This window comes from Paraburkholderia bengalensis, assembly GCF_037126505.1.
GTDB classification, from domain to species: Bacteria; Pseudomonadota; Gammaproteobacteria; order Burkholderiales; family Burkholderiaceae; genus Paraburkholderia; species Paraburkholderia bengalensis.
Genome location: NZ_JACFYJ010000044.1, coordinates 45254 through 67518, shown reverse-complemented (window position 1 = coordinate 67518; position 22265 = coordinate 45254). Strand labels below are relative to the sequence as shown.

General features: G+C 65.2%; 19 protein-coding genes and 1 pseudogene. 5 read left to right on the top strand and 15 right to left on the bottom strand.

Translation table 11 applies throughout. From position 1 onward, the window contains the following. Positions 1-298: 298 nt before the first annotated feature. The 8 genes and pseudogenes from H3V53_RS24135 to phnS all read right to left on the bottom strand — a co-directional run bounded on the left by H3V53_RS24135 (position 299) and on the right by phnS (position 8641). Positions 299-862 carry a phosphonate degradation HD-domain oxygenase gene (locus tag H3V53_RS24135; RefSeq protein WP_336600106.1) on the bottom strand — a complete coding sequence of 188 codons (564 nt, stop codon included), beginning with the start codon at positions 860-862 and terminating at the stop codon, positions 299-301. Between the two features lie 4 nt (positions 863-866). After that, complete coding sequence (phnY, locus tag H3V53_RS24130; protein ID WP_336600105.1) at positions 867-2324, bottom strand: phosphonoacetaldehyde dehydrogenase; 1458 nt, start codon at positions 2322-2324, stop codon at positions 867-869. Beyond that, on the bottom strand, positions 2321-3580 hold the full coding sequence (phnA, locus tag H3V53_RS24125) for a phosphonoacetate hydrolase (protein WP_336600104.1): 1260 nt from the start codon (positions 3578-3580) through the stop codon (positions 2321-2323). Before phnA ends, phnY begins: the two co-directional genes overlap by 4 nt. A 43-nt stretch (positions 3581-3623) precedes the next feature. Continuing rightward, positions 3624-4366 (bottom strand): annotated as a pseudogene (locus H3V53_RS24120) (phosphonate utilization associated transcriptional regulator). 81 nt (positions 4367-4447) lie between these two features. Then, positions 4448-5308, bottom strand: coding sequence for a 2-aminoethylphosphonate ABC transport system, membrane component PhnV (gene phnV / locus H3V53_RS24115; RefSeq protein WP_336600103.1), 861 nt, complete (start codon positions 5306-5308; stop codon positions 4448-4450). Next, positions 5308-6243 (bottom strand): 2-aminoethylphosphonate ABC transporter permease subunit, encoded by a 936-nt coding sequence (locus H3V53_RS24110; RefSeq protein ID WP_336600102.1) that lies wholly within the window; start codon positions 6241-6243, stop codon positions 5308-5310. The genes phnV and H3V53_RS24110 overlap by 1 nt, the downstream gene beginning before the upstream one ends. Further along, complete coding sequence (gene phnT / locus H3V53_RS24105; RefSeq protein WP_336600101.1) at positions 6221-7315, bottom strand: 2-aminoethylphosphonate ABC transport system ATP-binding subunit PhnT; 1095 nt, start codon at positions 7313-7315, stop codon at positions 6221-6223. The genes H3V53_RS24110 and phnT overlap by 23 nt, the downstream gene beginning before the upstream one ends. 228 nt (positions 7316-7543) lie before the next feature. Then, a complete protein-coding gene (phnS, locus tag H3V53_RS24100; RefSeq protein ID WP_336600100.1) occupies positions 7544-8641 on the bottom strand; it encodes a 2-aminoethylphosphonate ABC transporter substrate-binding protein in 1098 nt (365 codons plus the stop codon). Positions 8642-8987: 346 nt separating this feature from the next. On the opposite strand from phnS, the gene H3V53_RS24095 reads away from it, so the two are divergent. After that, positions 8988-10100 carry a 2-aminoethylphosphonate--pyruvate transaminase gene (locus tag H3V53_RS24095; protein WP_419539564.1) on the top strand — a complete coding sequence of 371 codons (1113 nt, stop codon included), beginning with the start codon at positions 8988-8990 and terminating at the stop codon, positions 10098-10100. An 18-nt stretch (positions 10101-10118) separates the two neighbouring features. Here H3V53_RS24095 and H3V53_RS24090 read toward each other — a convergent pair whose 3' ends face one another. Continuing rightward, a complete protein-coding gene (locus H3V53_RS24090; RefSeq protein WP_054924381.1) occupies positions 10119-10874 on the bottom strand; it encodes a DeoR family transcriptional regulator in 756 nt (251 codons plus the stop codon). Positions 10875-11136: 262 nt separating this feature from the next. Here H3V53_RS24090 and H3V53_RS24085 point away from each other — a divergent pair, with 262 nt between their 5' ends. Further along, positions 11137-12693: an ABC1 kinase family protein gene (locus H3V53_RS24085; protein WP_336600099.1), complete on the top strand. Its 1557-nt coding sequence runs from the start codon at positions 11137-11139 to the stop codon at positions 12691-12693. 163 nt (positions 12694-12856) lie between these two features. Further along, complete coding sequence (locus H3V53_RS24080) at positions 12857-13738, top strand: DMT family transporter (protein ID WP_336600098.1); 882 nt, start codon at positions 12857-12859, stop codon at positions 13736-13738. A 243-nt stretch (positions 13739-13981) separates the two neighbouring features. On the opposite strand, the gene H3V53_RS24075 is transcribed toward H3V53_RS24080, so the two are convergent. Beyond that, a complete protein-coding gene (locus H3V53_RS24075) occupies positions 13982-15004 on the bottom strand; it encodes a L,D-transpeptidase (protein WP_419539565.1) in 1023 nt (340 codons plus the stop codon). A 383-nt stretch (positions 15005-15387) separates the two neighbouring features. On the opposite strand from H3V53_RS24075, the gene nadE reads away from it, so the two are divergent. Further along, positions 15388-16224, top strand: a complete 837-nt coding sequence (gene nadE, locus H3V53_RS24070) for an ammonia-dependent NAD(+) synthetase (protein WP_336600097.1) — start codon at positions 15388-15390, stop codon at positions 16222-16224. Between the two features lie 61 nt (positions 16225-16285). On the opposite strand, the gene H3V53_RS24065 is transcribed toward nadE, so the two are convergent. The 5 genes from H3V53_RS24065 to H3V53_RS24045 form a co-directional block, all read right to left on the bottom strand. Further along, positions 16286-16564, bottom strand: coding sequence for an RNA-binding protein (locus tag H3V53_RS24065; RefSeq protein ID WP_336600096.1), 279 nt, complete (start codon positions 16562-16564; stop codon positions 16286-16288). A gap of 191 nt (positions 16565-16755) precedes the next feature. Beyond that, positions 16756-17103, bottom strand: a complete 348-nt coding sequence (locus tag H3V53_RS24060; protein ID WP_336600095.1) for a hypothetical protein — start codon at positions 17101-17103, stop codon at positions 16756-16758. Between the two features lie 88 nt (positions 17104-17191). Beyond that, a complete protein-coding gene (locus H3V53_RS24055; protein ID WP_336600094.1) occupies positions 17192-17803 on the bottom strand; it encodes a hypothetical protein in 612 nt (203 codons plus the stop codon). Between the two features lie 213 nt (positions 17804-18016). Continuing rightward, positions 18017-19681, bottom strand: coding sequence for a S10 family peptidase (locus H3V53_RS24050; RefSeq protein ID WP_336600093.1), 1665 nt, complete (start codon positions 19679-19681; stop codon positions 18017-18019). A 99-nt stretch (positions 19682-19780) separates the two neighbouring features. Beyond that, complete coding sequence (locus H3V53_RS24045) at positions 19781-21340, bottom strand: S53 family peptidase (RefSeq protein ID WP_336600092.1); 1560 nt, start codon at positions 21338-21340, stop codon at positions 19781-19783. A gap of 276 nt (positions 21341-21616) precedes the next feature. Here H3V53_RS24045 and H3V53_RS24040 point away from each other — a divergent pair, with 276 nt between their 5' ends. After that, complete coding sequence (locus H3V53_RS24040) at positions 21617-22129, top strand: DUF1993 family protein (protein ID WP_054924388.1); 513 nt, start codon at positions 21617-21619, stop codon at positions 22127-22129. Positions 22130-22265 lie beyond the last annotated feature (136 nt).

The window sequence follows — 22265 nt, the reverse complement described above, 5'->3', positions numbered from 1 at the left end:
GCAGGAAGCGCCTTGCTTTCACCGCGTTGCTGCGTCAGCAGCAGAGAAACGAGATTATGAAGAACCTTTTTGCTGTCGTCAACCGGTTTTTTTAACTTCCCAACCCGTCGATTTCAGCAGAAAGCCCGTCACTGCTGGCTTCCAGCCCTTTTCCGCGTCTCCCGCGCCGCGTTGTCCGCAGCGCGAAAGACCGGAATTCTAGACATTTGCCCCGGCGGTTGCAAGCGGTTTTTTGATGTGCGTAAAACGCATGACATATAGGCCCGCTCCCCACCCCAACCATCAGCGCCAGCCACGCTCAAGAAGCAACTGCGTGCCGCTCCATTACTCGCGATACGAGCTCCAGATAGTGGTCGAGATCGGGCGTCGAGCGATCCGCTTCCTTCGCGAGATCGTCCCAGCGGCGCAAACGCAGTGCGTCTTCCGCAAAAGGCTTAGCGAGGAACGCCTGCGCCTCGTCGTCGCTGAAAATTCCGCCTTGCAGCTCAAGACTGCGCACGGAATCTGCCGACAACTTCCCAAAGTACGCCGCATCGATCGCGCACAGGCAGCGCTTCGCGTCGACGTGCAACCGGATCGGCTCCAGCACTGCCTCCGGCAACACCGGCCGCAGAAACGGAAGCGCAAAGTATTGATGCAGATCGTCGATGCCTCGCGCCGTCGGCGTTTCGCCCTGCCGATTCAGCAAATGCCCGAGGTCGTGCAGAAACGCTGCCGCGACCAGCTCGTCCGAAGCGCCCTCGGCCTCCGCCAGCGCGCCGCTTTGCAACGCGTGCTCGAGCTGCGTCACCGGTTCGCCACTGTATGCGAGTTGGCCGTGCGCCTCGAACAATCCGCGAATGTCGTTCAGACTCAATGCCACAACATCACTCCCACGGAAGAGAAAAAGTCTTGAGATTCGTGAAGCTCTTCATCGCTTCCTGCACGCCTTCCTTGTAGCCGAGGCCGGAATCCTTGATGCCGCCGAACGGCGTCAGCTCCACGCGATATCCCGGCACCTCCCACACGTTCACCGTGCCCACGCGCAACTCGTTGATGAAGCGCGTCATCGCGTCCTGGCGGTTCGTGCACAGCCCGCACGACAGACCGAATGGCGTGCCGTTGCTGATGCGGATCGCGTCGTCGATCGTATCGAAGGTGATGATCGGCGAGACCGGGCCGAAGGTCTCCTCGCGGATCACCGTCATGGACGGATCGACCTGATCGACGACCGTCGGCGAGTACAGCGCGCCTTCGCGCTTGTTACCCGTCAACAGACGCGCGCCCTGCGCGACCGCTTCGTTCACGCGCGCTTCGAAGAGCCGAGCCGCGTCGGTGTCGATCACCGTGCCCATCTGGTTCGACGTATCGAACGGATCGCCATAGGTCCATTCGCGCGTCTTCTCGACCACCAGCTCCGTGAAGCGCGCGGCGATGCGCTTCTGCACGATCATCCGCTTGACGGCCGTGCAGCGCTGCCCCGAATTCTTGTACGAACCTTGCACGGCCAGTGCCGCCGCGCGCTCGACATCCGCGTCTTCGAGCACGATCAGCGGGTCGTTGCCGCCGAGTTCGAGCACGACGCGCCGATAGCCTGCGCGCTCCGCAATATGTTTCCCGATCGCCACGCCGCCCGTGAATGTGACGAGTTCGGCGAGCGGATTCGTGATCAGTTCGTCGGCGATTTCGCGCGGGTCGCCCGTCAGCACTTGCAGCATCGGCGCGGGCAGACCGGCTTCGTACAACAGATCGGCGAAATAGAACGCCGAAAGCGGCACCTTCTCCGACGGCTTCAGGATCACGCGATTGTTTGTCGCAATCGCGGGCGCGATCTTGTGCGCGACCTGGTTCATCGGGTGATTGAACGGTGTGATCGCGACGATCACACCGGCAAGCGGATCGCGCTGCGTGAACACGCGCCGCTTCTTGCCATGTGGCGTCAGATCGCACGAGAAACTTTGACCGTCGTCGCGCAGCGCTTCGATCGATGCGAACTTCAGCACATCGGCGACGCGCCCGATTTCATAGCGCGAGTCCTGCTTCGACAGGCCCGATTCGAGCGAGATCAGATCCGATGCATGCTCCAGCCGCTCGCGCAGCAGGATACCCGCGCGTTCGAGAATCTGCGAGCGCTCGTAACGCGTGAGCTTCGCGGGGTAGGCGGCAGCGTATTCGAACGCGGCGCGCACATCGTCGACGCTCGCCATCGGCGCCGTGCCGACGCGCATGCCCGTGTACGGATCGAACACGTCGAGCGTGCGCGAACGCGTCGCGCGCTCGCCCTTCAGACGCAGCGCTTCCGCGCAAAAGGCGGGGTGATCGTTGGATTCGATGATTGCGTTCATGATGCCGCCACGTGGTTGAGCGCGAGATCGAATACATCGAAATTGCGCAGACGCTTGCCGGCGACGCGCGCAGCATCGACGCGTCGGTTGAAGATCAGCGGCACCACCTGTTCGGAGATGCCGCCGTGCGAACGCAGCGGCACGGTCAGCCCTGAAAGATCATGCTCATCGCGGCGCGTGCCGAGCGCCGTATCTTTCTTGCTGACCACGACGATGTCGCCGACGCGGTCGTTCGGCAATTCGAAGCGCTCGCAGGCCGCCTCGTTGTCGAGCACGACTTCGATGTCCTGCAAGCCGCCAAGCCGTTCGATCACCTGACGCGCGTTCGCATCGGCGGGCAGATAGATCGTCGCGAACGAACCGAGCGCGCCGTGATGCACGACGTACGGATCGGTGATCGGCAGAATCACGCGCGCCGCGCGCGCGCCGAGCCATTCGTCCATCAGGTCCTGCAGATAGATCACGTTCGGCTCGCCCGTCTGCGGATCATGCTTCGCGTTCATGCCGTGGTCGGCGGTGAGGGCGATCACCCAGCCGAGCGCGTCGAGCTGCGCCAGATAGCCGTCCATCATCGCGTAGAACGCGTTCGCGCCTTCCGTGCCGGGCGCCCACTTGTGCTGGATGTAGTCGGTGGTCGACAGATACATCAGGTCGAGCTTGCGCGTCTGCGCAAGCCGCACGCCGGCCGCGAAGACAAATTCCGACAGACCCGCGCTGTACACATCGGGCAAGGGCAGGCCGACCAGATCGAGCACTTCGTCGATGCCGTTTTCTTCCAGCGTCACTTTGTCGGCCTTTTCCGCCGAGAAGCAGATGCCCTTCATCTGGTTGCCGAGCAGGCGGCGCAGCTTGTCCTTCGCCGTGACGACGGCAACAGCGGCGCCCGCGTCGGCGGCAGCGGCGAGCAGCGTCGGCGCGCGCAGATAGGCGGGGTCGTTCATCATCACTTCGGCGCCCTTGCCTTCATTGGCCTGCGGGTCCCAGAAGTAATTGCCGCAGATGCCATGCACGGAAGGCGGCACGCCGCATACGATTGACAGGTTGTTTGGGTTCGTGAACGACGGAATCACGCAGTCGCCTTTGAATGCGGCGCCATCGCGCAGCATCTTGCCGATGAACGGCGCGACGCCCGCGGCCACAGCCGCTTCCAGATAGTCGTACTCGCAGCCGTCGACGCACACGACCACCGTCGGCTTCGCGGGCAGCGCGTAGCTGCGGCCATTCACTTCAACATTACGTCCGGATTGGATTGCCATCGTTTCTCTTCCCTGCGCGTCGCCGACGCGTGTTCTTGATCGTTCAGGCGAGCAGCGCGCTCAAGCCATCGTCTTCGTCGCCCGACGCATTTGTCGCGCCGGGCTCGACTGCCTCATGCGCGCGCCGCCTGCCGCCCTCGACGTGCGCGAGCATCTGACGCGCGGCGCCGTCCGCATCGCGTGCGGCGAGCGCCGACAGAATCGCGCGATGCTCGGCGAGCGACTGCTCCATCGCGTCCCTGCGCACGCTCAACGCGGCACGCCGGAACAGATTCAATTCGCCGACCAGCCGCCGATACGTCTCATACAGCTTGCCGTTGCCCGCCGACGCAACGATCGCGTCGTGAAACGCCACATTCGAGCGCGCGTACGCGCCGTGATCGGCTGCGTCGAGCGCGCGCGCATCGCGTCGACATGTGCGCGCAGCGCCGCCAGTTGCGGGGCATCGATACGCGCCGCGAGCATCCGGCACGCTGCTTCTTCGAGCACCGCGCGCACCGCGTAAATCTCATCGGCTTCCGCCAGCGTCACGGTGCGCACGAACACGCCGCGATTCTTCTCGTTGCGTACGAGCCCCGCCTGCTCCAGCGCGCGAAACGCCTCGCGAACCGGCCCGCGCGACACCTGCAGACGCGTGGCCCATTCCGCCTCGTTCAGCTTGGCGCCGGGCGCGAGCTTGCCGTCGACGATATGCCGCTCGATCTCGTCGCGCACCAACGCCGTCAGCGAATGCCGCCTGACCAATTCGATCCGGTCGCCTGAGTCAATTTCCATATTTTCGGTCATTTCGACAATTTTTGCCACATCGATATGTGCGGTGTGCCGACACAGGCACACCTCACGAAAAATCAGGAAACGTCGTGGATCTCAGTCCACGCGACGACGCGGCACACGCGCGGCGATCAGCAGCAGCGCGGCGAGCGAAGCGAGCAGCAAGATCAGCGATAACGCCGACGCCGGCAGGTAATAGCCGCGCTCCACCTGCCCGACGACGACGATCGGCACGGTGGCGAAACCAGGGGGATAGACGGTGAGCGTCGCGCCCAGTTCGCCCAGCGACAGCGCGAAGCCGAGCGCCAGCGACGCGCGAATGGCGGGCACGAGTTGCGGCAGCACGACGCGGCGCAGCACCATCGACGGCGGCGCCCCGAGGCTCGCGGCGGCTTCACGCAGAACGGTCAGTTCGGGCCGCAACGCGGCCGCCGCGCAGCGGTAGCAGAACGGCAGCACCAGCGCGAGCTGCACGAACACGACGATGGCAGCGGAACTCGACAGATCGACCGGCTTCTTGTGATACGCAATCAGCACGGCGAGCCCGAGCACGACGCTCGGCACGCCGTTGGGCATCATCGCGATGGTATCGACGAGCGCGCCGAGGCCGCGGCGGTCGCGTCCTTCGAGCGCGAGCGCCAGCCACAAACCGAGAATCGTGCCGAGAATCGCGACGCCGAAGCCGATCTGCAGGCTCGTCACCAGCGCATCGAAATCGCTGCCGCCGAGGCGCTCGAACCAGCGCATGCTGAAGCCGTCGGGCAGGATCGTGCCCGACCAGTGCGCGGCAACGCTCGACAACGCCACCACGATCACGGGCAGCACGAACAGCCAGAAACACATCAGCGCGGCGAGACCCAGCAGCAAAGCGCCCGTCATGCGCGCAAACAGTCCGCGCTGCACGGGCCGCGCGCGATGATGCACGGCGGGCAGCACGGTTTGATCGACGTCGGACATTACTTCGCTCCTCTCACCTTGCGCTTGTTGACCTGCCGATACAGCGCATACAACGACAGCGACATCGCCAGCATCACGACGGCGCCCGCGGCGGCCGTCGGCAGATCGAGATCGACCGTCGCCGAACTGTAGATCGCCACGGGCAGCGTGATCAGATGCGCGCTGCCGAGCACGAGCAGAATGCCGAACTCGTTCAGCGTCAGCAGGAAACACAGGATCGTGCCCGCCGCGATGCCCGGCCAAGCGAGCGGCACGATCACGCGGAACGCGACCATCCAGCCATTCGCGCCGAGACTGCGCGCGGCTTCGATCAGGCGCATGTCGAGCATCGCGAACGACGCGAGCGTCGGACGCACGACGAACGGCGCGTAGAACGCGACTTCCGCGAGAATCACGCCGCCGATGCCGAACAGGAAATCAAGCGGCGGCGCTTCGAGATGAAACAGCCGCTGCAAGCCGATGCTGACGGAGCCTTGCGAGCCGTACAGAAAGATCAGCGTGAACGCGACGAGAAACGACGGAAACGCCACGAACAGCTCGAGAAACCGCGTAACGAGCCGCGCGCCCGGAAACGGCTTGAAGAACAGCAGCGACGCAATCGCCACACCGAGCAGCGACGCGAGCCCGGCGCTCGCGAACAGAATCCACAGCGTCGTGCCGATCACGCCGCTCGTCTCCGGGTTCCGGAAGAACGCCGAGTACGCATGAAAACCCAGTCCATGCTCGCCCGACAGGCTCAGCAGCACGAGGCGCACGAGCGGATAGATCACGAGCGGACCGAGCACGACGACGGCAAGAAACAGCAAGTGCCATTGCGACAGCCGCTCGCGCCGGCGCCTCGCCGCTGCGTGCGAGGCGGCCGTCGCGGCGCGCAACGCATCCTTCGATGCGGCGAGCGCGTCAGGGCTGACCTCAGGGCTGGATAAGGACGACATCGTCTGCCTCGTAGCGCAAGGAAACGCGCGCGCCCTTTTCGGGCGTCACGCCGGTGCCGCGCTGCATCGAGACGAGCACGGGTTCGTTGGGCATCGCGTCGAGCGCGACCTGCACGGACAGCACCGAGCCGTACCATTCGACGGACGCGATCGTGCCGTGCAATTGCCCTTCGCCGAGCGGCACGATGCGCATCGCTTCGGGCCGCAGACACGCGACGCGTTCGCGCTCGCTATAACGCGCATCGCCGAGCGCGAACGCGATGTTCGGCGGCAGCAGATTGGCCGCGCCCAGATAACGCGCGACGAACGCGTCGTTCGGCTGGTCGTAGAGTTCCTGCGGCGTGCCGAGTTGCGCGATATGGCCTTCGCGCATCAGCAGCGTGCGATCGGACAGCACGAGCGCGTCGTCCTGATCGTGCGTCACGCAGACGATCGTCAGATTCGGCAGGCGCTCATGCAGCGCCTTCAGTTCGGAGCGCACCGACGCGCGCAGATTGGCGTCGAGCGCGGACAGCGGCTCGTCGAGCAGCAGCACGTCCGGCTCGATCACGAGCGCCCGCGCCAGCGCCACACGCTGCTGCATGCCGCCCGACAATTGCGCGGGCATCACGTGGCCGGCGTCGCCGAGCTGCACGAGCTTGAGCGCGTCAGCCACGCGCCGCGCGACCTCTTTGGTCGGAATACGCCGCGCGCGCAAGCCGAACGCGACGTTTTCGAATACCGACAGATGCGGGAACAGCGCATAGCTCTGGAACAGCAGACCCAGATTGCGCTTGTGCGGCGGCACGTGCGTGAGATCGCGGCCCGCGACTGTCAGCGTACCCGCGAGGCCGTCCGCCTCGATGAAACCGGCGATGAAGCGCAGCAACGTCGTCTTGCCGCAGCCGCTGCGGCCGAGCACGGTCAACAGTTCGCCACGCTCGATCGTCAGCGACAGATCGTCGAGCACCGTGCGCGAGCCGAAACGCACAGTCAGGTGCTCGATCTGCACGCCGCCGGGCGCGCCTGTCTGCGCGATGCCCTGTGCGCGCGGCGTGGCGTCCAGCGCGCCAGCAAGAGTTGCAGTATTCACCGGGACCATCCTCCTACGTTGGTGACTTTGGTTGGCGCCTTTTGCTTGGCACCTTCGGTCGGCACATTTGGTCGGCACCTTTGCTTGGCGCTTTTTGGTTGGCACGTTTGGTTGGCGCGTTTGGTTGCCGCCTTCAAACGTCTTGAGGCACTTCCAGGCGCCCTCATGCATCTGGCGCGGCGCGACGAAAGCCGTGTCGCGCCACGCGTCTTTCGTCAAACGCCCGATTTATTTCGGCTTGACCACTTCGAGCTGCTTGCCCGAGTTGCCGATCACGTCGTTCTTCCAGCGCGCCGTCCAGTCGGCCTTCTTCGCCATCACCTGGTTCCAGTCGACGGGAATCAGCTTCACGCCCGCGATCGCCTGCTTGACGGCCGCGCCGTTCTTGCCCGACAGCGCGACGTCCGTGCGGCCCGGAATGCCGAAGATGTCCGGCACCTTCGACTGCACTTCCGTCGACATCAGATAGTCGATCAGTTTCTTGCCTTCCGCCTGGTTCGGGCCGTTCTTGATCAGGCCGATCGCGTACGGCAACTGGAACGTGGTCGGCTGGCCACCCGGCTCCGCTGCGAGGAAGATCGGCTTGAGCGACAACCCGCCGTTGGCGGCATCGTCGAGGTCCATCTGCAGATCGCCGTTCGCCACCGCGATTTCGTTACGCGACAGCAGCACGTCGAGATAGCCCGTGCCCTTCGTGTGGAACTTGGCGCTCTGCTCGAGCTTCTTCAGGTAATCGAACGCCTTGTCTTCGCCCATCAACGACGTCGTCAGGATGATTACGGCCATGCCGTCGCCCGCCGTCGCCGGGTTCGAGTACGCGACCTTGCCGCTGTAATCCGGGTGCAGCAGGTCGGCGAACGTCTTCGGCTGGTTCTTCACGACTTCCGGATTGATCGCGAACGAGAAATAGTTGTTCACGAACGTCGCCCACGCGCCGTCCGATGCCTTCGCGATTGCCGGGACGTTCTTGTAGTTCGCGCTCTGGTAGTTCTGCAGCAGCCCCGACTGCGCGGCCTGCTGGATGAACGGCGGCAGCGTGACGAGCACGTCGGCCTTCGGTGCGTCCTTTTCGACGGTGGCGCGGTTCACGACTTCGCCGCTGCCTGCCGTCACGATATTGACCTTCACGCCTTCCTGCTTCTCGAACGCGGGCAACACGTCCTTATAAAGGTTCTCGAGGCCGTCGGCCGTGTACAGCACGACCGCGCCCGCTGCGTGCGCGGACATCGCACCGCCGAGCGCGGCCGCCGCGACCAGCGCCGGCAGCAGCTTGCGGGCCGCGCGACCGATGTGGCCCGTCGAGCGAAGGTGATCCGTCGTTTTCATGTCGTTCTCTCCGAAAGGCAAAAAACCTGTGGGTAACCCGTTAGTGGTGGTGAGCGGACGTTGCGACGGGCGCGCCGTCCGCCTGACGTTGCGGCCGAAGCCGCGGCAAATCGCAGATTGCTGACAACTTTTTTGCGGCGCTTGCGCCAAGGCAATCCTCCGACGATTACGTGCTGGTGAACGCCTTGCCTGAACGGGCACGGCAAGGATGGGCTTTCTTTGTGACAGCGACGTGAAGATTCTGCCGATTTCCACAAAATGACACAAATAGCCAATAATATGCAAATGCTCCGATGCGCGACGGCGCGCATCTCGCCCGTATCCGCACGAACCCGAAGGAGGCTCTGTGATTCTTGGAAACGACCCCATCCTGCTCACGCCGGGACCGCTGACGACCTCGCCCGCCACGCGCCAGTCGATGCTGCGCGACTGGGGATCGTGGGACGCCGCCTTCAACCGGATGACGCAGAGCGTCTGCGCCGATCTGGTCGAAATCGTACATGGCGAAAATGACTACGTCTGCGTGCCGCTTCAGGGCAGCGGCACGTTCGCCGTCGAGGCCGCGCTCGGCACGCTCGTGCCGCGCGACGGCCGCGTGCTGGTGCCGAACAACGGCGCGTACTGCGCGCGCATCGTCAAGGTGCTGCAGCGCATGGGCATCGCGTATGTCGAACTGCCGCTGCGCGAAGACCAGCCGGTGAGCGCGGCCGCCGTCGAAGACGCATTCAACCGCGATCCGCGCATCACGCACGTCGCGCAGGTGCATCTGGAAACGAGCGCGGGGCTGCTCAATCCGCTCGACGACATCGCGGCCATCTGCAAGCGCCACGGCAAGAGCCTGATCGTCGATGCCATGAGTTCGTTCGGCGCGCTGCCCATCGACCTGCGCGCGGGCGGCATCGACGCGCTGGTGTCGGCGAGCGGCAAGTGTCTGGAAGGCGTGCCCGGGATGGGCTTCGTGATCGTGCGCCGCAATGTGCTCGAAGGCTGCGAGGGCCGTTCGCCGTCGCTCGCGCTCGATCTGTACGACCAGTTCGCGTACATGCAAAAAACCACACAATGGCGCTTTACGCCACCCACTCACGTGCTGGCTGCATTGCGCACGGCACTCGACCAGTTCATCGCGGAAGGTGGTCAGCCGGCGCGCGGCGCGCGCTACGCGCGCAACTGCGAGGCGCTGATCGACGGGATGAAGGCGCTGGGCTTCGAGACCTTCCTTCCCGCCGATGTGCAAGCGCCTGTGATCGTCACGTTCCACGCGCCGCGCGATCCGAAGTGGCAATTTGCGGAGTTTTATGCAGCTGTGCGCGATGCCGGATACATCCTGTATCCGGGCAAGCTTACTCAAGTGGAGACGTTCCGGGTCGGCTGCATCGGCTCGATCGATACGAATGAGATGCACAACGCCGTCGCCGCGATCGGCAGGACGCTGGCGCGACTCGGTATCAGCGTGCGATGAAATGACGAAGCGCGACACTCACGCGATCAGGATTTCGGGGCCGCGTGCCGTGATCGCCTTCGCCAGCGCGCGATCCGGCGCGAGTTCCGTGACCACGTAACGTGCCTTCTCCAGCCCTTCGATGCGCACGGGCGTCACGCGGCCGAACTTTGAGTTGTCGGCGACCACGATGACCGTGTTGCCCGCGCCGATCATCCGGCTGCGCACTTCGGCCGCCATGCGCGAGTAGTCGGACAGATGCGCGTCCGGCGTGATGCCGCCCGCGCCGATCAGCGCGAAGTCCGCGTGATAGTGCGACAGCTGGTTGATCGTATCGAGGCCGAATGCGGCGTCTTCGTTGTCCGACAGCTCGCCGCCGAGCAGCGTCACGCGGTTGTCGTTGCGCCGGCCGAGCAGCAGCGCGATGCGCCAGTCGTTCGTATAGACGCTCAGACGGTGGCGGTCAGTCAGCGCGCGCGCGACGGCGTGCGTCGTGCTGCCCGAATCGATAATGACGGAGGCGCCGTCCGGCACCAGTTGCGCCGCACGCTCGCCGATGGCGCGCTTCGCGCCTGCGTTGGCGGCATCGCGCGTGTCGAGGTCCGGCTCGCGGCGATCGCTCGACAACGCGCCGCCGTGCGTCGTCACGATCAGGCCGCGCTCGGCGAGGGCGTTCAGATCGCGGCGGATCGTCTCGCGCGACACGTTCAGTTCGCGCACCAGTTCGGCGACCGACAGTGCGCCCGTCCTCGTGACCTTAGCCAGAATGTATTGATGACGTTGTTCTGCCAGCATCGGGTATGTGGCCGCTGTCAGGCGGCGAGCGTGTAGGGGAAAAGGGCAAACCGCCGTATTGTATTACGCATGGACAAGCGGCGCGGCAGACGGGGCGGCGCGCAGGCATCGGCAGATGAGCGGCTTGCCGGTCGGTCCCCCGATGCGCCGCGCATGAACAGGTCGCGCGCGCCTGTCGCAGGCAGCGGTGTTGCGCGCGGCGCATCCCTGCTAATCTGAGCGGTCTCACGCATCCCCGATGCGCCCCGTCGACCCTCTGCCAATGCCGCCCCTGATTCGCCGACTACGACTGCTGTTTCACGCGCTGCGCTACGGCGCGCGTCTCATCTGGCTCGCCGCGCCCGAGCATCACAAGCTGCACTGGATCGTCACGCTGGCGAGGCGGGTTCACGCGTCGCCGGGCGCTCGCGCGAGCGTGCATCGCGCGCTGCCCAATCTCGGTCCGCTGGCGAGCGCGTTCGCCGAATCGCTCGCGCGCCGTCCCGAGCTCGCGACGGGCACGCTGCACGACGCGATCGACGCCGTCAGCCACTTCGAAACCCCGCTTCCGCCCGACGAGGTGGAGCACGCGATCGCCGCGGCGCTCGGGCGCCCCGTGTCCACACTGTTCGCGTCGATCGATCTGACACCCGCGCGCAACGGCTTTGCCGAGCAGACGCATGTGGCGCGCCTTGCCGAGCCGATCAACGGGCATCGCGACATCGCGCTCAAGCTCGTGCGCGCGAAGCAGGTCGAGGAAATCGCCGACGAGGCCGCGCTGCTGCGCTGGGTCGCTCGATGGCTGGAGAAGCTGTCGAAGCCGGCGCGGCGTCTGCGCCTGCGCGCGCTCGCCGACGCCTTCACGCAGGAGATCTTGCGCCGCTTCGATCTGCGCGCCGAAGCCGCGAACCTGAGCCAGAGCGCGCATCACTTCGATGGCGACAAGCGTCTGGCCATTCCCGCCGTGATCTGGGAACTGAGCACCGACCGCACGCTCGCGATGCAGCACATCGAGTCGCTGCCCGCGCTGGATCTGTCGGGTCTGTCGGCGCGCGGCGTGAAGCTCGTGCCGCTCGCCGAACACATCGTCGAAGTAGTCACCGAGCAGGCATTCGAGCACGGCTTCTTTCACGCGACGCTCGACGCCCGCCGCGTGCGCGTGAGCATCGAGCCGGACACGCTGGGGCGCATCGTTCTCGCGGACTTTGCCGTGATGTCGAGCCTGTCGACGCAGGAGCGCGAGTTTTTCGTCCACGGCGCGACGGCGCTGTTCGACCGGGACTACGGAAGGCTCGCGCATCTGCATCACGATGCCGGTCATGTGTCGGCCGACACGCGCCCGGAAAAGCTCGAAGCCGAGTTGCGCACGCGCGCCGAAGCGCAGTTCGTGCCGCAATCGCACGAGCGCTACGCGGGCGCGCTGTTCCATCATCTGCTGTTCGCCGTGCATCCGTTTGGCGGCGACGTGCCGCCGCGTCTTGCGGCTGCGCAGCGCGCATTCGGCCAGGCCGAGATGCTCGCGAACGCGCTGCATCCGGGCGTCGATTCGTGGAAGATCGCGCGCTCGGTGCTGGTCGCATTGGCGCGGCGCGAGCGGGATCATCGCGGCTGGGTCAGGCATATCGCGCAGGAGTTGCCGCATCTTGCGCATCTGGCGCCGCGCATCCCGAGGCTCGCCGCGTACTATCTGCAGCAACAGCACCACGCGACGCCCGTGCGGCAGCAGACCCAGCTCGTCAGCGACGTGCTGCTCGAATATCGCCGCACCCGCACGCTGCTGTGGGCGTGCACGATCTGCGGCGGGCTGCTCGGCGCGATTGCCGTGCTGCTCGCATTCTGAGCGGCGCGCTGCGCGCTAACGCGGGTTGCTGCGTGCTTGCTGCTTCTTGCTGCTTCTTGCCGCTTCTCGCTTGCCGAGATCGCGCGAGTGCAGCTTCGAACAAGACGGCACCGTTCCTCTGCGCCGATACTGCATGCTTCCCGTTTGCGGTTCGAGTCGTTCGATGCTGGCCGTTTTCAATGCCTTCGTTTTCGTGTTCCTGTGGTCGACGGGCTTCGTGGTTGCGCGCGCGATCAAGCCCTACGCCGATCCGAATCTCTTCCTGCTGGCGCGCTTCGGCGGCACGGCGCTGCTGTTCGCGGCGGCCGCGCTTCTGGCGCGCGTCGAGTGGCCGAAGGGCCGCGCAACCGTCAAGCATCTGATCGCGGGCGCGCTGCTGCAAGGCGTGTATCTCGGCGCGGGCTACTGGGCCGTCGCGCAGGGCATGAGCGCGGGCATCATGGCGCTGCTCGGTGCGCTGCAGCCGCTGCTGACGGCAGCCGCGGCGGCGCCGCTCTTCGGCGAGCGGCTGTCGGGGCGCGGCTGGACGGGCATGCTGCTCGGTCTCGCGGGCGTCGCGCTGGTGCTCGAACCGAAGCTCGCGGCCGCGCCTTCTGCCGTCGCTCAAGGCAGTGCCGGCAGCGTGCCGCAATGGCTGATCGTCGGCGTGTCGATACTCGCCGTCGGCGCGATCACGGCGGGCACGCTGATCCAGAAGACCTCGCTGTCGAAAGCCGATATCCGCAGCGCAAGCGCAGTACAGAACATCGGCGCGGCTGTCGTCGTGCTCGCGTTCGCGCTGGCGCTGGGCGAGCATCGATGGGTCGCGTCGCCGACGCTGTGGGGATCGCTCGCGTGGGGGATCGTGATGCTGTCGGGCGTGAGCGTCACGCTGCTCGTGTGGATGGTCCGGAGCGGCGACGCGTCGCGCGCCACGGCGCTGCTGTTTCTCGCGCCGCCGCTCGCGGCGCTCGAAGGCTATGTCGGGTTCGGCGAGACGCTGACGGTTGTGCAAGTGGCAGGCTTCGTCGTCGCGTTGATCGGGGTGCTGCTGGCGCGGTCTTGAGTGGTTTCGATGCGGGGATTGGGCGGAGGTTGGGCGCGCGCGTGGAGTGCGGGCGCTGAATGCCGGTAATGCATGCGAGCGTGGAGTGCGGGCGCCGAACACAGGCTTTGCATGCGAGCGTGGAGTGCGGACGCCGAACACAGGCTTTGCATGCGAGCGCAGAGTGCCGCCGTTGAACGCGCATTCATGAGTGCGCTTGCGCGCCAGCCGTCGCGAAAGCGCATTGCCGAGCCGAGTTCGACGTCAATCCGCGGTATCTGCGCTTAACGGCAACTTCGCGCGCGCCTTGCTGCTGGGCGCGGGCGACCACGCAGGCCGCGTCTTGCGCTGCGAATCGACGACGACGATATAGCGCCCCGCCCACGGCGTCGCGACGCGGTCCGAATGCAGCACCCACAGCGACCTGCCCTGCGCGACGAGCGCCTCGTAATCGCGATCGAGAATGCCGTAGTGGTCGAGAAACACGTTCAGCGACGCCGGTATCCGCACGCAGCCCTTCGAATGCCGCACGCCGAGAATCGGCTCGAGCTTGTCGGGATCGGTGGCGTGCATCTGAAAACGCATCTGCGACATGCCGCCCTTGCCCCAGCCGCGCTCCCCCTGTGCCCAGCCGAGATCGAAGATGCGCATGTCGTGCTTGCCGTATCCGCGGATGCCGTTCTGGTTCATCGTGCCCTCCGCGCGGAAATCCATGTTGTCCGGCGTGTGCTCGAAAACGCCCAGCGGCGTGACGAAGTGATCGAACTGCCCCGGCCGCCCCGTCGCGACAGGCGAGGCGCCGATCATCTGCCAGGCGTCCAGAGGGGCCGCCCGAAAGTAGATGAACAGCGCCTGCACGTTCTCGCTGCGATCGACGAGCACCACATACTCGCCCGACAGATCGCCGAGATCGTTCTGCCCGAGCGCCTGCTCCATACGCTCGCCGTACGCGCGCTGCTCGGCGGCGGGCACCTTCAGACGGCGCGTCACGCTCTGCGCGAACACGTCGCGCATCAACAGCGCGCGACGCGGATCGACGCCACCGACGGCGTCGTGCACCGCGACAGCGGACGCATCGACGGTTGCGCTCGCCGCATCTGAAGACACGCCGACGGCCGACGCGTTGCGCATGAGCGAAGGCGCTGCGGCAGGCGCGGCCAGCGCCGTATCCGGCGCGAACGCCAGCAGCAAGGCGAGCGACACACCGAACGACACGCCCAGCGACGTCGCCCATCGACACGCTCGCGCGCGCAAGTGCGCGGTCCGTTCGTCCCGGTCCGCGCGCATGCCCCCGACACGCATGCGCAGATTGCCGCTCCTCGACTCCGCCTTCTCTCGTGCAGGCGGATTAACCATGTTCTCTTTTTTGCTGGTCATTTTTGTTCGAACATCACTGCCTGTCGCCCGACCCATTCGGCCGCTCGCGGCGCGCCGCCGGGCACTTCCGGCTCGCTCACGTAATTGCGCACCGGGCTGCTGATCGTGACTCAACTCATGCTTCGCACCGTCCAACATCCTGATGCACCGATTACGTCGACGCATCAGGTCAATCCCTGCGATTGACTCATGAGTCTCAACATTAGACCAGACAATGGCTGACGACGCACCCGATCCTGCAGACCATGCAATCATCGGCTTGCACGTCACGACATCTTGCAAGGAGCACATGCATGGACCAGCAGCAACGCATCGCGCGTCAGCGGCAGATCGCGGCCGAACTGCGCGTCGCCGATCATTTCGACGCCGCGCGCGAAATCGAGCGGCGCGTCGCTTTTCTCGCCGACTATCTGCGCGCGAACGGCCTGTCGGCCTACGTGCTCGGCATCAGCGGCGGCGTCGATTCGTCGACGGCGGGACGTCTCGCGCAGCTTGCTGTCGAGCGCTTGCGCGGCGCGCACTACGACGCGCGCTTCGTCGCGATGCGCCTGCCGCACGGCGTCCAGCACGACGAACAGGATGCGCAGCAATCGCTTGCCTTCATCCGCGCCGACGAAACGCTGAGCGTCGACATCCGCCCCGCTGCCGACGCGATGCTCGCATCGCTCGCCGCGAGCGGCCTGCGCTACGCCGACGAATCGCAACAGGACTTCGTGCATGGCAACATCAAGGCGCGCCAGCGGATGATCGCGCAGTACGCCGTGGCGAGCACGCGACGCGGCATCGTGATCGGCACGGACCACGCGGCGGAATCGGTGATGGGTTTTTTCACGAAGTTCGGCGACGGCGGTGCGGACGTGCTGCCGCTCGCGGGCCTCACTAAGCGGCGCGTGCGTGCGCTCGCCAAAGCGCTCGGCGCAAACGACGCGCTCGTTCACAAGATGCCGACGGCGGACCTGGAGACGTTGCGCCCGCAACGTCCCGACGAAGACGCCTACGGAATCCGCTACGACGATATCGACGATTTTCTCGAAGGCGCCCCTGTCAGCGAAGCCGTGTTCGATACCGTCATGCGCTTCTACGATGCAACACAGCACAAGCGCGCGCTGCCTTACACGCCGTTCGACTGACCGCGCTAACCGAAGGGTAATTGCCGAATTGCCTGATTGCCGGCGCGACGACCGTGCGCGCTCAGGAGGCGGGCTTGTGCGGCGGCGTCTCGTCGCCGCCGAACGGCACGGCGCTGACCTGCAAATGGACGCCACCCAGTTGCTTGCCATTGAATTGCTGCGCGATCACGTCCGCGACATATGCATCGTCGGCCTCGACATCGACCTTTGCGTAAGCGTTCGGCGTGCCCTGCTCGAACACTTCGATGTCTTTTGCATAATGACCGAGTTCGTGGCCCAGAAAATCGCGGACCTCCTGCTCGGAACAGGATTCGGGAATGTTCCACACGATGATCTTCATACCCGCCACGCTCCCGCTTGGTGGTGATCAGGTGGCGAACTGGAGATCAGCGCCGCGACCCGGTCGTGCAATTATCGTACTTCCTTGTTGAAGCACGACTGCCACTTCGGACTACCCCTTCTGACTGCCCCTTCCTTCGCCAGCGTAGCCAGATTCGTGTCGCGCAGCAAACGACCGGCTATCGTGCCCGTTCAGTCCGCGCGCTCGACGTTCGCCGCGCTCACCCACCACGCCATCTGACCCTGCGGCGCATGGACGAGCACGGCGGACGGATCGGCGACACCATCGTCGGAGATTGCGCAGACATCGAGCCCATCCGGCAGATGCTTCACCGTGCCCGCATCCTGAAACAGCGCGAGGCGATGAGCGTCAATGGGATGCAACTGGCTGTAGACGTCGTAGCTGATCGCACCGGGCGTGTCACCGCGAATCTGCAGCGCGCCGTCCTTGCCACACGGCGACGTGGCCGCCCATGCGGCATGACTTGCCGCGACCCAGCCCAGCGCGGCAACGACGCCGGCAATGATTGATTTCTTCATGTCGATTCTCCAGAAACTTGACGATCTGCCGCGCGCCGCGGCATGCATACATCCCGGTTAAACGCGCCCGCTACCAGGGTATAGCGCCTCACGAACCATCGCCGCCCGCGGCCGCCACGCCGCGATCGCCGTCGCACGGCGCGCTGCCAAAGCCCGCATAGTGCGCCGACCAGTTACCGGCGATGGCGGCCTGTGCTTCGCTCAGCGTCATACGTCCTTCGCACACGCAGCGCTTGAGCTGCGCCGTCAGCAACGCCTTGCGGCGCTCGCCATGATGTCCGCCCCACGGCAAGAGACCGAGATTCTCCGGCGCATCCGGCGAGCCGCCGAGCACGATCGGCACGCGGCGGTCGAGCGCATAGCGCGTGCCGAGTGCGGCATCGATGCCGCGCTCGGCGAGCAACCGGTCCTTGTGCTCCATCATGTCGTCGAATGGAGGCGCAACCGTTTCGGCGTAGCCAGGCCGGCAAATCGTTGTGGCGATGTTCTGCTGCGTGACGCGTTCGTCGAGCATCGAGGCCTCTTGCGCGAGCGCAAACGCCGCATGCAGACTCAAGCCCGCCGACAGCGCGGCCAGCGCGGCGCGGCCCACGCTTGTCGTCCGTGCGCGACCCGCGAAACGGCGGACATCGCGGACGGCTGATTCGATTCGACTGATGCTATGCGTCCGTTCGGACACGTTCACCTTCCCTGCATTCATTAATCAGTACGCGCCTCCAAGGTGCGCGGCAGAGTTAATTCGCAAGGCAATTAAAACACACTCGACACCGCGGACGTAAATCCGGCGCACTTGAATTGCCACGGCTTTTCGATGCTTCGGGCATTGACGGCATCGCGATAACGCCGCAAACCCGCTGCCCTGCCACACTGCGGGCCGCCGCAAACCCGGCGCGGCGGCCGCCAGAAACAGGCATCAGTGCATCTTCTCTGCCGTAAGCGCCTGCAGCGCGCGCACGCGCCCGAGCGCTTCCGTGTTATGCACGGTCGAGTCGTACATTGCCGCGAGGTCCGCCTTCAACGCGGTACGCGATCCGCCGTCGAGATACACCATATGGCCCGACGGATAGAAACGCGCGGACAGGTTCTCCCGCACCTGCTGGCTCACGAGCGGCATCTGCTGCAAGTCGAGCACGGTCTGGTAGAACGGCGTGACGAAGTCGTAGAAGCCGTTCGCGGACAGCACTTTCAGGTCGGTGTTGAGCGCCATCACGGCGGCGAGGTCGCCTGCCGTGTACAGAATCACGTTGCCTTTGCTGTCGACGCCCTTCTGCTCGCCCGTCGGATCGATATGGCCGAAGTCCCAGAACTTGAACGCCTGATCGTTCAGATCGGTGAAAGCCGAATTCGACGTGAACTTCAGCTGCTCATTCAGATAGACGTTCCACATCGTCGTGTAGACGCCCGTGACGGCCGTCATAGTCGGATCATTGCCGCCGGAGTTCGGATCGATCTTGCCTGCGATGCCCGTTTCGATCGCTGTCACGCGGCCGTCGTACGCGCCGAGCGCAAGCCCCTTCGACTTGAGCAGCGTAGTCAGGAATAGCGAGTTGCCCCGGCTGTCGTAGCCGGCAATGTCGAGGCTCCACGCGAGCAGCGTGGTTTTGTCGATGCCCGTGTATTCGCTCAGCTTCTCGACGACGCTGTTGTCGGTGGTCGGAAACTTGCGCAGCGCGTTCAGGTAATCCGTGCGCGCGAACTGCGCGACCTCTTCGGCGAACTGGCCGAGATCCGTCGGCCGTGGCGCGATGCCGAGCTTCTTGTGATACCACGCGTCTGCGGCCGCCGTCGGCAGCGCGCCGACGGGATTGCCGGCCTGCGTGTAGTCGAGAATGGACGACTGCAGCGTGACACCGTTCAGATCGACGCCGTCCTCATGCAGCTTGTACGCGAGCACGCAGCTGCGGGCCGTGCCGTACGACTCGCCGAACAGAAACTTCGGCGAATTCCAGCGGTTGTTCTTGGTCAGAAAGCGCTTGATGAACTGCTTGATCGAATCCGCATCCTGATCGACGCCCCAGAAATCGCGGTTCTTGTGCGGCGCGACGGCAGCCGAATAGCCCGTGCCAACCGGATTGATGAACACGAGATCGCTCTTGTCGAGCAGACTGTCGGGGTTGTCTTCCATCTGATACGGCGCGGGGGGCGTGAAGCCCGGCATCGATGTCTTGATGCGGCGGGGCGCGAACGAACCGAGCAGCACGAACACAGACGACGAGCCCGGTCCGCCGTTGTAGAAGAACGTGAGCGGCCGCGTCTCTTCCTTCTGGTTGTCCTGCGTGAACGCGACGTAGAACATCTTCGCGTTCGGCTGCGAACTGGACTGATCGACCGTCACCAGATGGCCGGCCGTCGCGGTGTAGTTGATCTTCTTGCCGTCGATCGTGATTGAGTGCTTCGTCACGGCGGCGTTTTCGGTGGCGTCCGTGACGGAATCGTCAGGCCCGTTGCCGTATGCGACGGGATCGAAGAACGGCTGATCTCCGGCCTTGTGGGGCACGCTCGCAGCCGATGTTTCATGCGCGGCGTGTGAATTGTGAGGCGACTGCAAACTGCCGGAAGCTGATTCGGTATTCGTCATGATCGCTCCATCCCTTGCCTTGTACGTTTGCCCACCGTTGCGATGCGCTGATCGCCGCCGAAAGCACGGCGCCCCGACCGCGAGCGCCCGCTGCTCAGACTATAGAGCCGCCGCCACCTTCGCACCATTGGGGCTGCCCAGACCCGTGCAGGCATCCCAGCCCGCCGTGGCCGCGTAACTGCCGTTGTTGCCCTGCGTGATGTCGTTGCAGGCGCCCGCCGCCTTGTACAGCTTCGGATTGACGAAGCCGACGGGCGCACCCTTCGCGCCGTTGATGCGCGCGATCAGCGCAGCCCACAGCGGCGCGACGGCGCTGGTGCCGCCGACCACCGTATTGCTGCCGTCGACGATTACGTCGTAACCGGTGAGCGGCGATGCGTCGCCGGCGACGTCGGGCACGCCTCGCCCCGTCAGCGCACGCTTGGCGCCTCGCACGCCGGAGGCGGACAGCCCTTCCTGCCACGCCGGCACGGCGAAGGTGCCGCTCACGCCGCCGCCCGACGCGCCGCCGTTCGCGCCGTCGTTCCACACCACTTCGTGCGTGACCGTTTGCCCCGAGCCTTGCAGGCTGGTGCCGCCGCAGGCGAGCACGTAGGGGCTCGAGGCGGGAAAGTCGACGTGATCGCCGCCATCGCTGACACCGTCGTTCGAACCGCTGTCGCCCGATGCCGCGCAGACCGTCACGCCGATCGCCGCCGCCGATTGCAGCACGTCGTTGAAGGCGTTCATCGACTGCGCGGTCCACACGCTTTCCGGCGCGCCCCAGCTGATCGAAATTACCGACGGCTTGTTGGCCGTGTCGTGCACGGCGCGGCTGACGGCGTCGATGAAGCCGGCGTCGCTATTGGTCGTGAAATACACGGCGATCGACGCGCCCGGCGCGATCGCGCCCGCGATCTCGACATCGAGCGTGACTTCGCCGTCCGGCCCGTTCGGATCGCCCGTCGGATGGTTGCCGCCCTGGTCGACGCCGACGGCGACGACTTTCGGCGCCTGCACGCCGAGGCTGGAAAAATAGCTGTCGAGATCGGCTTTGCGGTAGCCGCCGCCGAGCTCGATGATGCCGATGCACTGCCCGCTGCCGTCGCCTTGCGGAAAGTGGTACAGCGACGCGAGCTGCAACGGCGTGAACGACGTCTGCTGCGCCCTCGCCGCCTGGAACGGCGGACGAATGCGGAAATGCGGCCGCGCCTGCGGGCGGTCGTCCAGGCCGAGCACCGCCTTCACGACGCCGTGCAGATCGTCGGGCAAGCTGATCGCGCCCGTACGGCCGCGAAAGCGGCCCATCGAGTGATGCTCGTAGTCGTGCAACTGAACGTCGAACGCCTTCTGGAACTGGTCGATGGAGCCGCCCAGCACGACGGTTCGCGCGGACGCGTCCTCCCTCACGACGGCCAGCCTATGCTGCGAAGCAAAGGCTTTGAGCTTCGCGACGTCGTCCGCCGACGCGCCAAAGCGCTGCTCCAGCTCTTCGCGCGTGAGCGGCCTGGCATCTGGCGCGCCCGCTTCGATCTTTTTCATCAACTGGTCGAACTGCTGTTCGTCCTTGCGGCGCAGCACGACCACCACCTGAATCGCTTCCGACGGATCGCACTGCGCGACCACTTTCGAGCCCGGCGCGAGCTTGCGTTCACTGCCGGGCAAAGGGTGCTTCGTCATGGCTCGATTCTCCGTTTGCGTGGCGAAGCCACACGATAGAAACACAACGGGCGCGCGACGGCCGCGTTGCACCGCGCCGCCGCGCAAGCAACAACAACCGTCCGACAAATCGATTCGAACACAGTTCCGGCACGTCCGACACCTGGCCGAATGGCCAGGTGTGCGCCGCGCAAGATTCGCGTTAGGCTGCTCCAGCAGCAATCAGGCTGCTGTTGCGTTACGCTATGCGACCGCGCGCCAGCAGAGCGCGCGCCACCCGGCATTCAAGGACCATCCATGACCATTTCGATGTTTCAGGCATCCATTCCCGTGCTGATTCGCGGCCTCACGAACCTGCAGACCATTCTCGGCAAGGGTCAGGCGTACGCGGCAGAAAAGCAGATCGATCCGTCCGTGCTGACGGGCGCGCGTCTCTTTCCGGATATGCACCCGCTGGCCCGTCAGGTGCATATCGCGACGGATACTGCGAAAGGTTGCGCGGCACGGCTCGCCGGCGTCGAAGCGCCAAAGTACGACGACGTCGAATTCTCATTCGACGAACTCCACGCCCGCATTCAGAAAACGATCGATTATCTGAAGGAGTTTGGTGCCGCGCAGATCGACGGATCGGAAACGCGCGTAGTGACGCTCAAGATGCGCACCGGCCCGGTCGAGTTCAACGGTTTGTCTTATCTGCTCGGGTTCGCGATGCCGAACTTCTATTTCCACATCACGACGGCGTACGACATCCTGCGTCATAACGGCGTCGAACTCGGCAAGCTCGATTTCCTCGGCAAGCCCAATAGCTGACGCGCTGACGCGAGCAGACGCACTGTTCAGCGATGCGAGGGCCGGCTATGGCCGGCCCCGCGTGTCTGCCGGGTCTTACATGCATCGCGAGAGATGGCGCTCGGGACGAAGCGGCCATGCTCCGCACAAGACGAAA

Coding starts and splice junctions, on each gene's coding strand:
- phnS (WP_336600100.1), bottom strand. CDS start 8,641: ATGAAAACGACGGATCACCTTCGCTCGACGGGCCACATCGGTCGCGCG.
- H3V53_RS24075 (WP_419539565.1), bottom strand. CDS start 15,004: ATGCGCGCGGACCGGGACGAACGGACCGCGCACTTGCGCGCGCGAGCG.
- H3V53_RS24065 (WP_336600096.1), bottom strand. CDS start 16,564: ATGAAGATCATCGTGTGGAACATTCCCGAATCCTGTTCCGAGCAGGAG.
- H3V53_RS24050 (WP_336600093.1), bottom strand. CDS start 19,681: ATGACGAATACCGAATCAGCTTCCGGCAGTTTGCAGTCGCCTCACAAT.
- H3V53_RS24110 (WP_336600102.1), bottom strand. CDS start 6,243: ATGTCGTCCTTATCCAGCCCTGAGGTCAGCCCTGACGCGCTCGCCGCA.
- H3V53_RS24080 (WP_336600098.1), top strand. CDS start 12,857: ATGCTGGCCGTTTTCAATGCCTTCGTTTTCGTGTTCCTGTGGTCGACG.
- nadE (WP_336600097.1), top strand. CDS start 15,388: ATGGACCAGCAGCAACGCATCGCGCGTCAGCGGCAGATCGCGGCCGAA.
- H3V53_RS24040 (WP_054924388.1), top strand. CDS start 21,617: ATGACCATTTCGATGTTTCAGGCATCCATTCCCGTGCTGATTCGCGGC.
- H3V53_RS24060 (WP_336600095.1), bottom strand. CDS start 17,103: ATGAAGAAATCAATCATTGCCGGCGTCGTTGCCGCGCTGGGCTGGGTC.
- H3V53_RS24085 (WP_336600099.1), top strand. CDS start 11,137: ATGCCGCCCCTGATTCGCCGACTACGACTGCTGTTTCACGCGCTGCGC.
- phnA (WP_336600104.1), bottom strand. CDS start 3,580: ATGGCAATCCAATCCGGACGTAATGTTGAAGTGAATGGCCGCAGCTAC.
- H3V53_RS24055 (WP_336600094.1), bottom strand. CDS start 17,803: ATGAATGCAGGGAAGGTGAACGTGTCCGAACGGACGCATAGCATCAGT.
- H3V53_RS24045 (WP_336600092.1), bottom strand. CDS start 21,340: ATGACGAAGCACCCTTTGCCCGGCAGTGAACGCAAGCTCGCGCCGGGC.
- phnV (WP_336600103.1), bottom strand. CDS start 5,308: ATGTCCGACGTCGATCAAACCGTGCTGCCCGCCGTGCATCATCGCGCG.
- phnY (WP_336600105.1), bottom strand. CDS start 2,324: ATGAACGCAATCATCGAATCCAACGATCACCCCGCCTTTTGCGCGGAA.
- H3V53_RS24090 (WP_054924381.1), bottom strand. CDS start 10,874: ATGCTGGCAGAACAACGTCATCAATACATTCTGGCTAAGGTCACGAGG.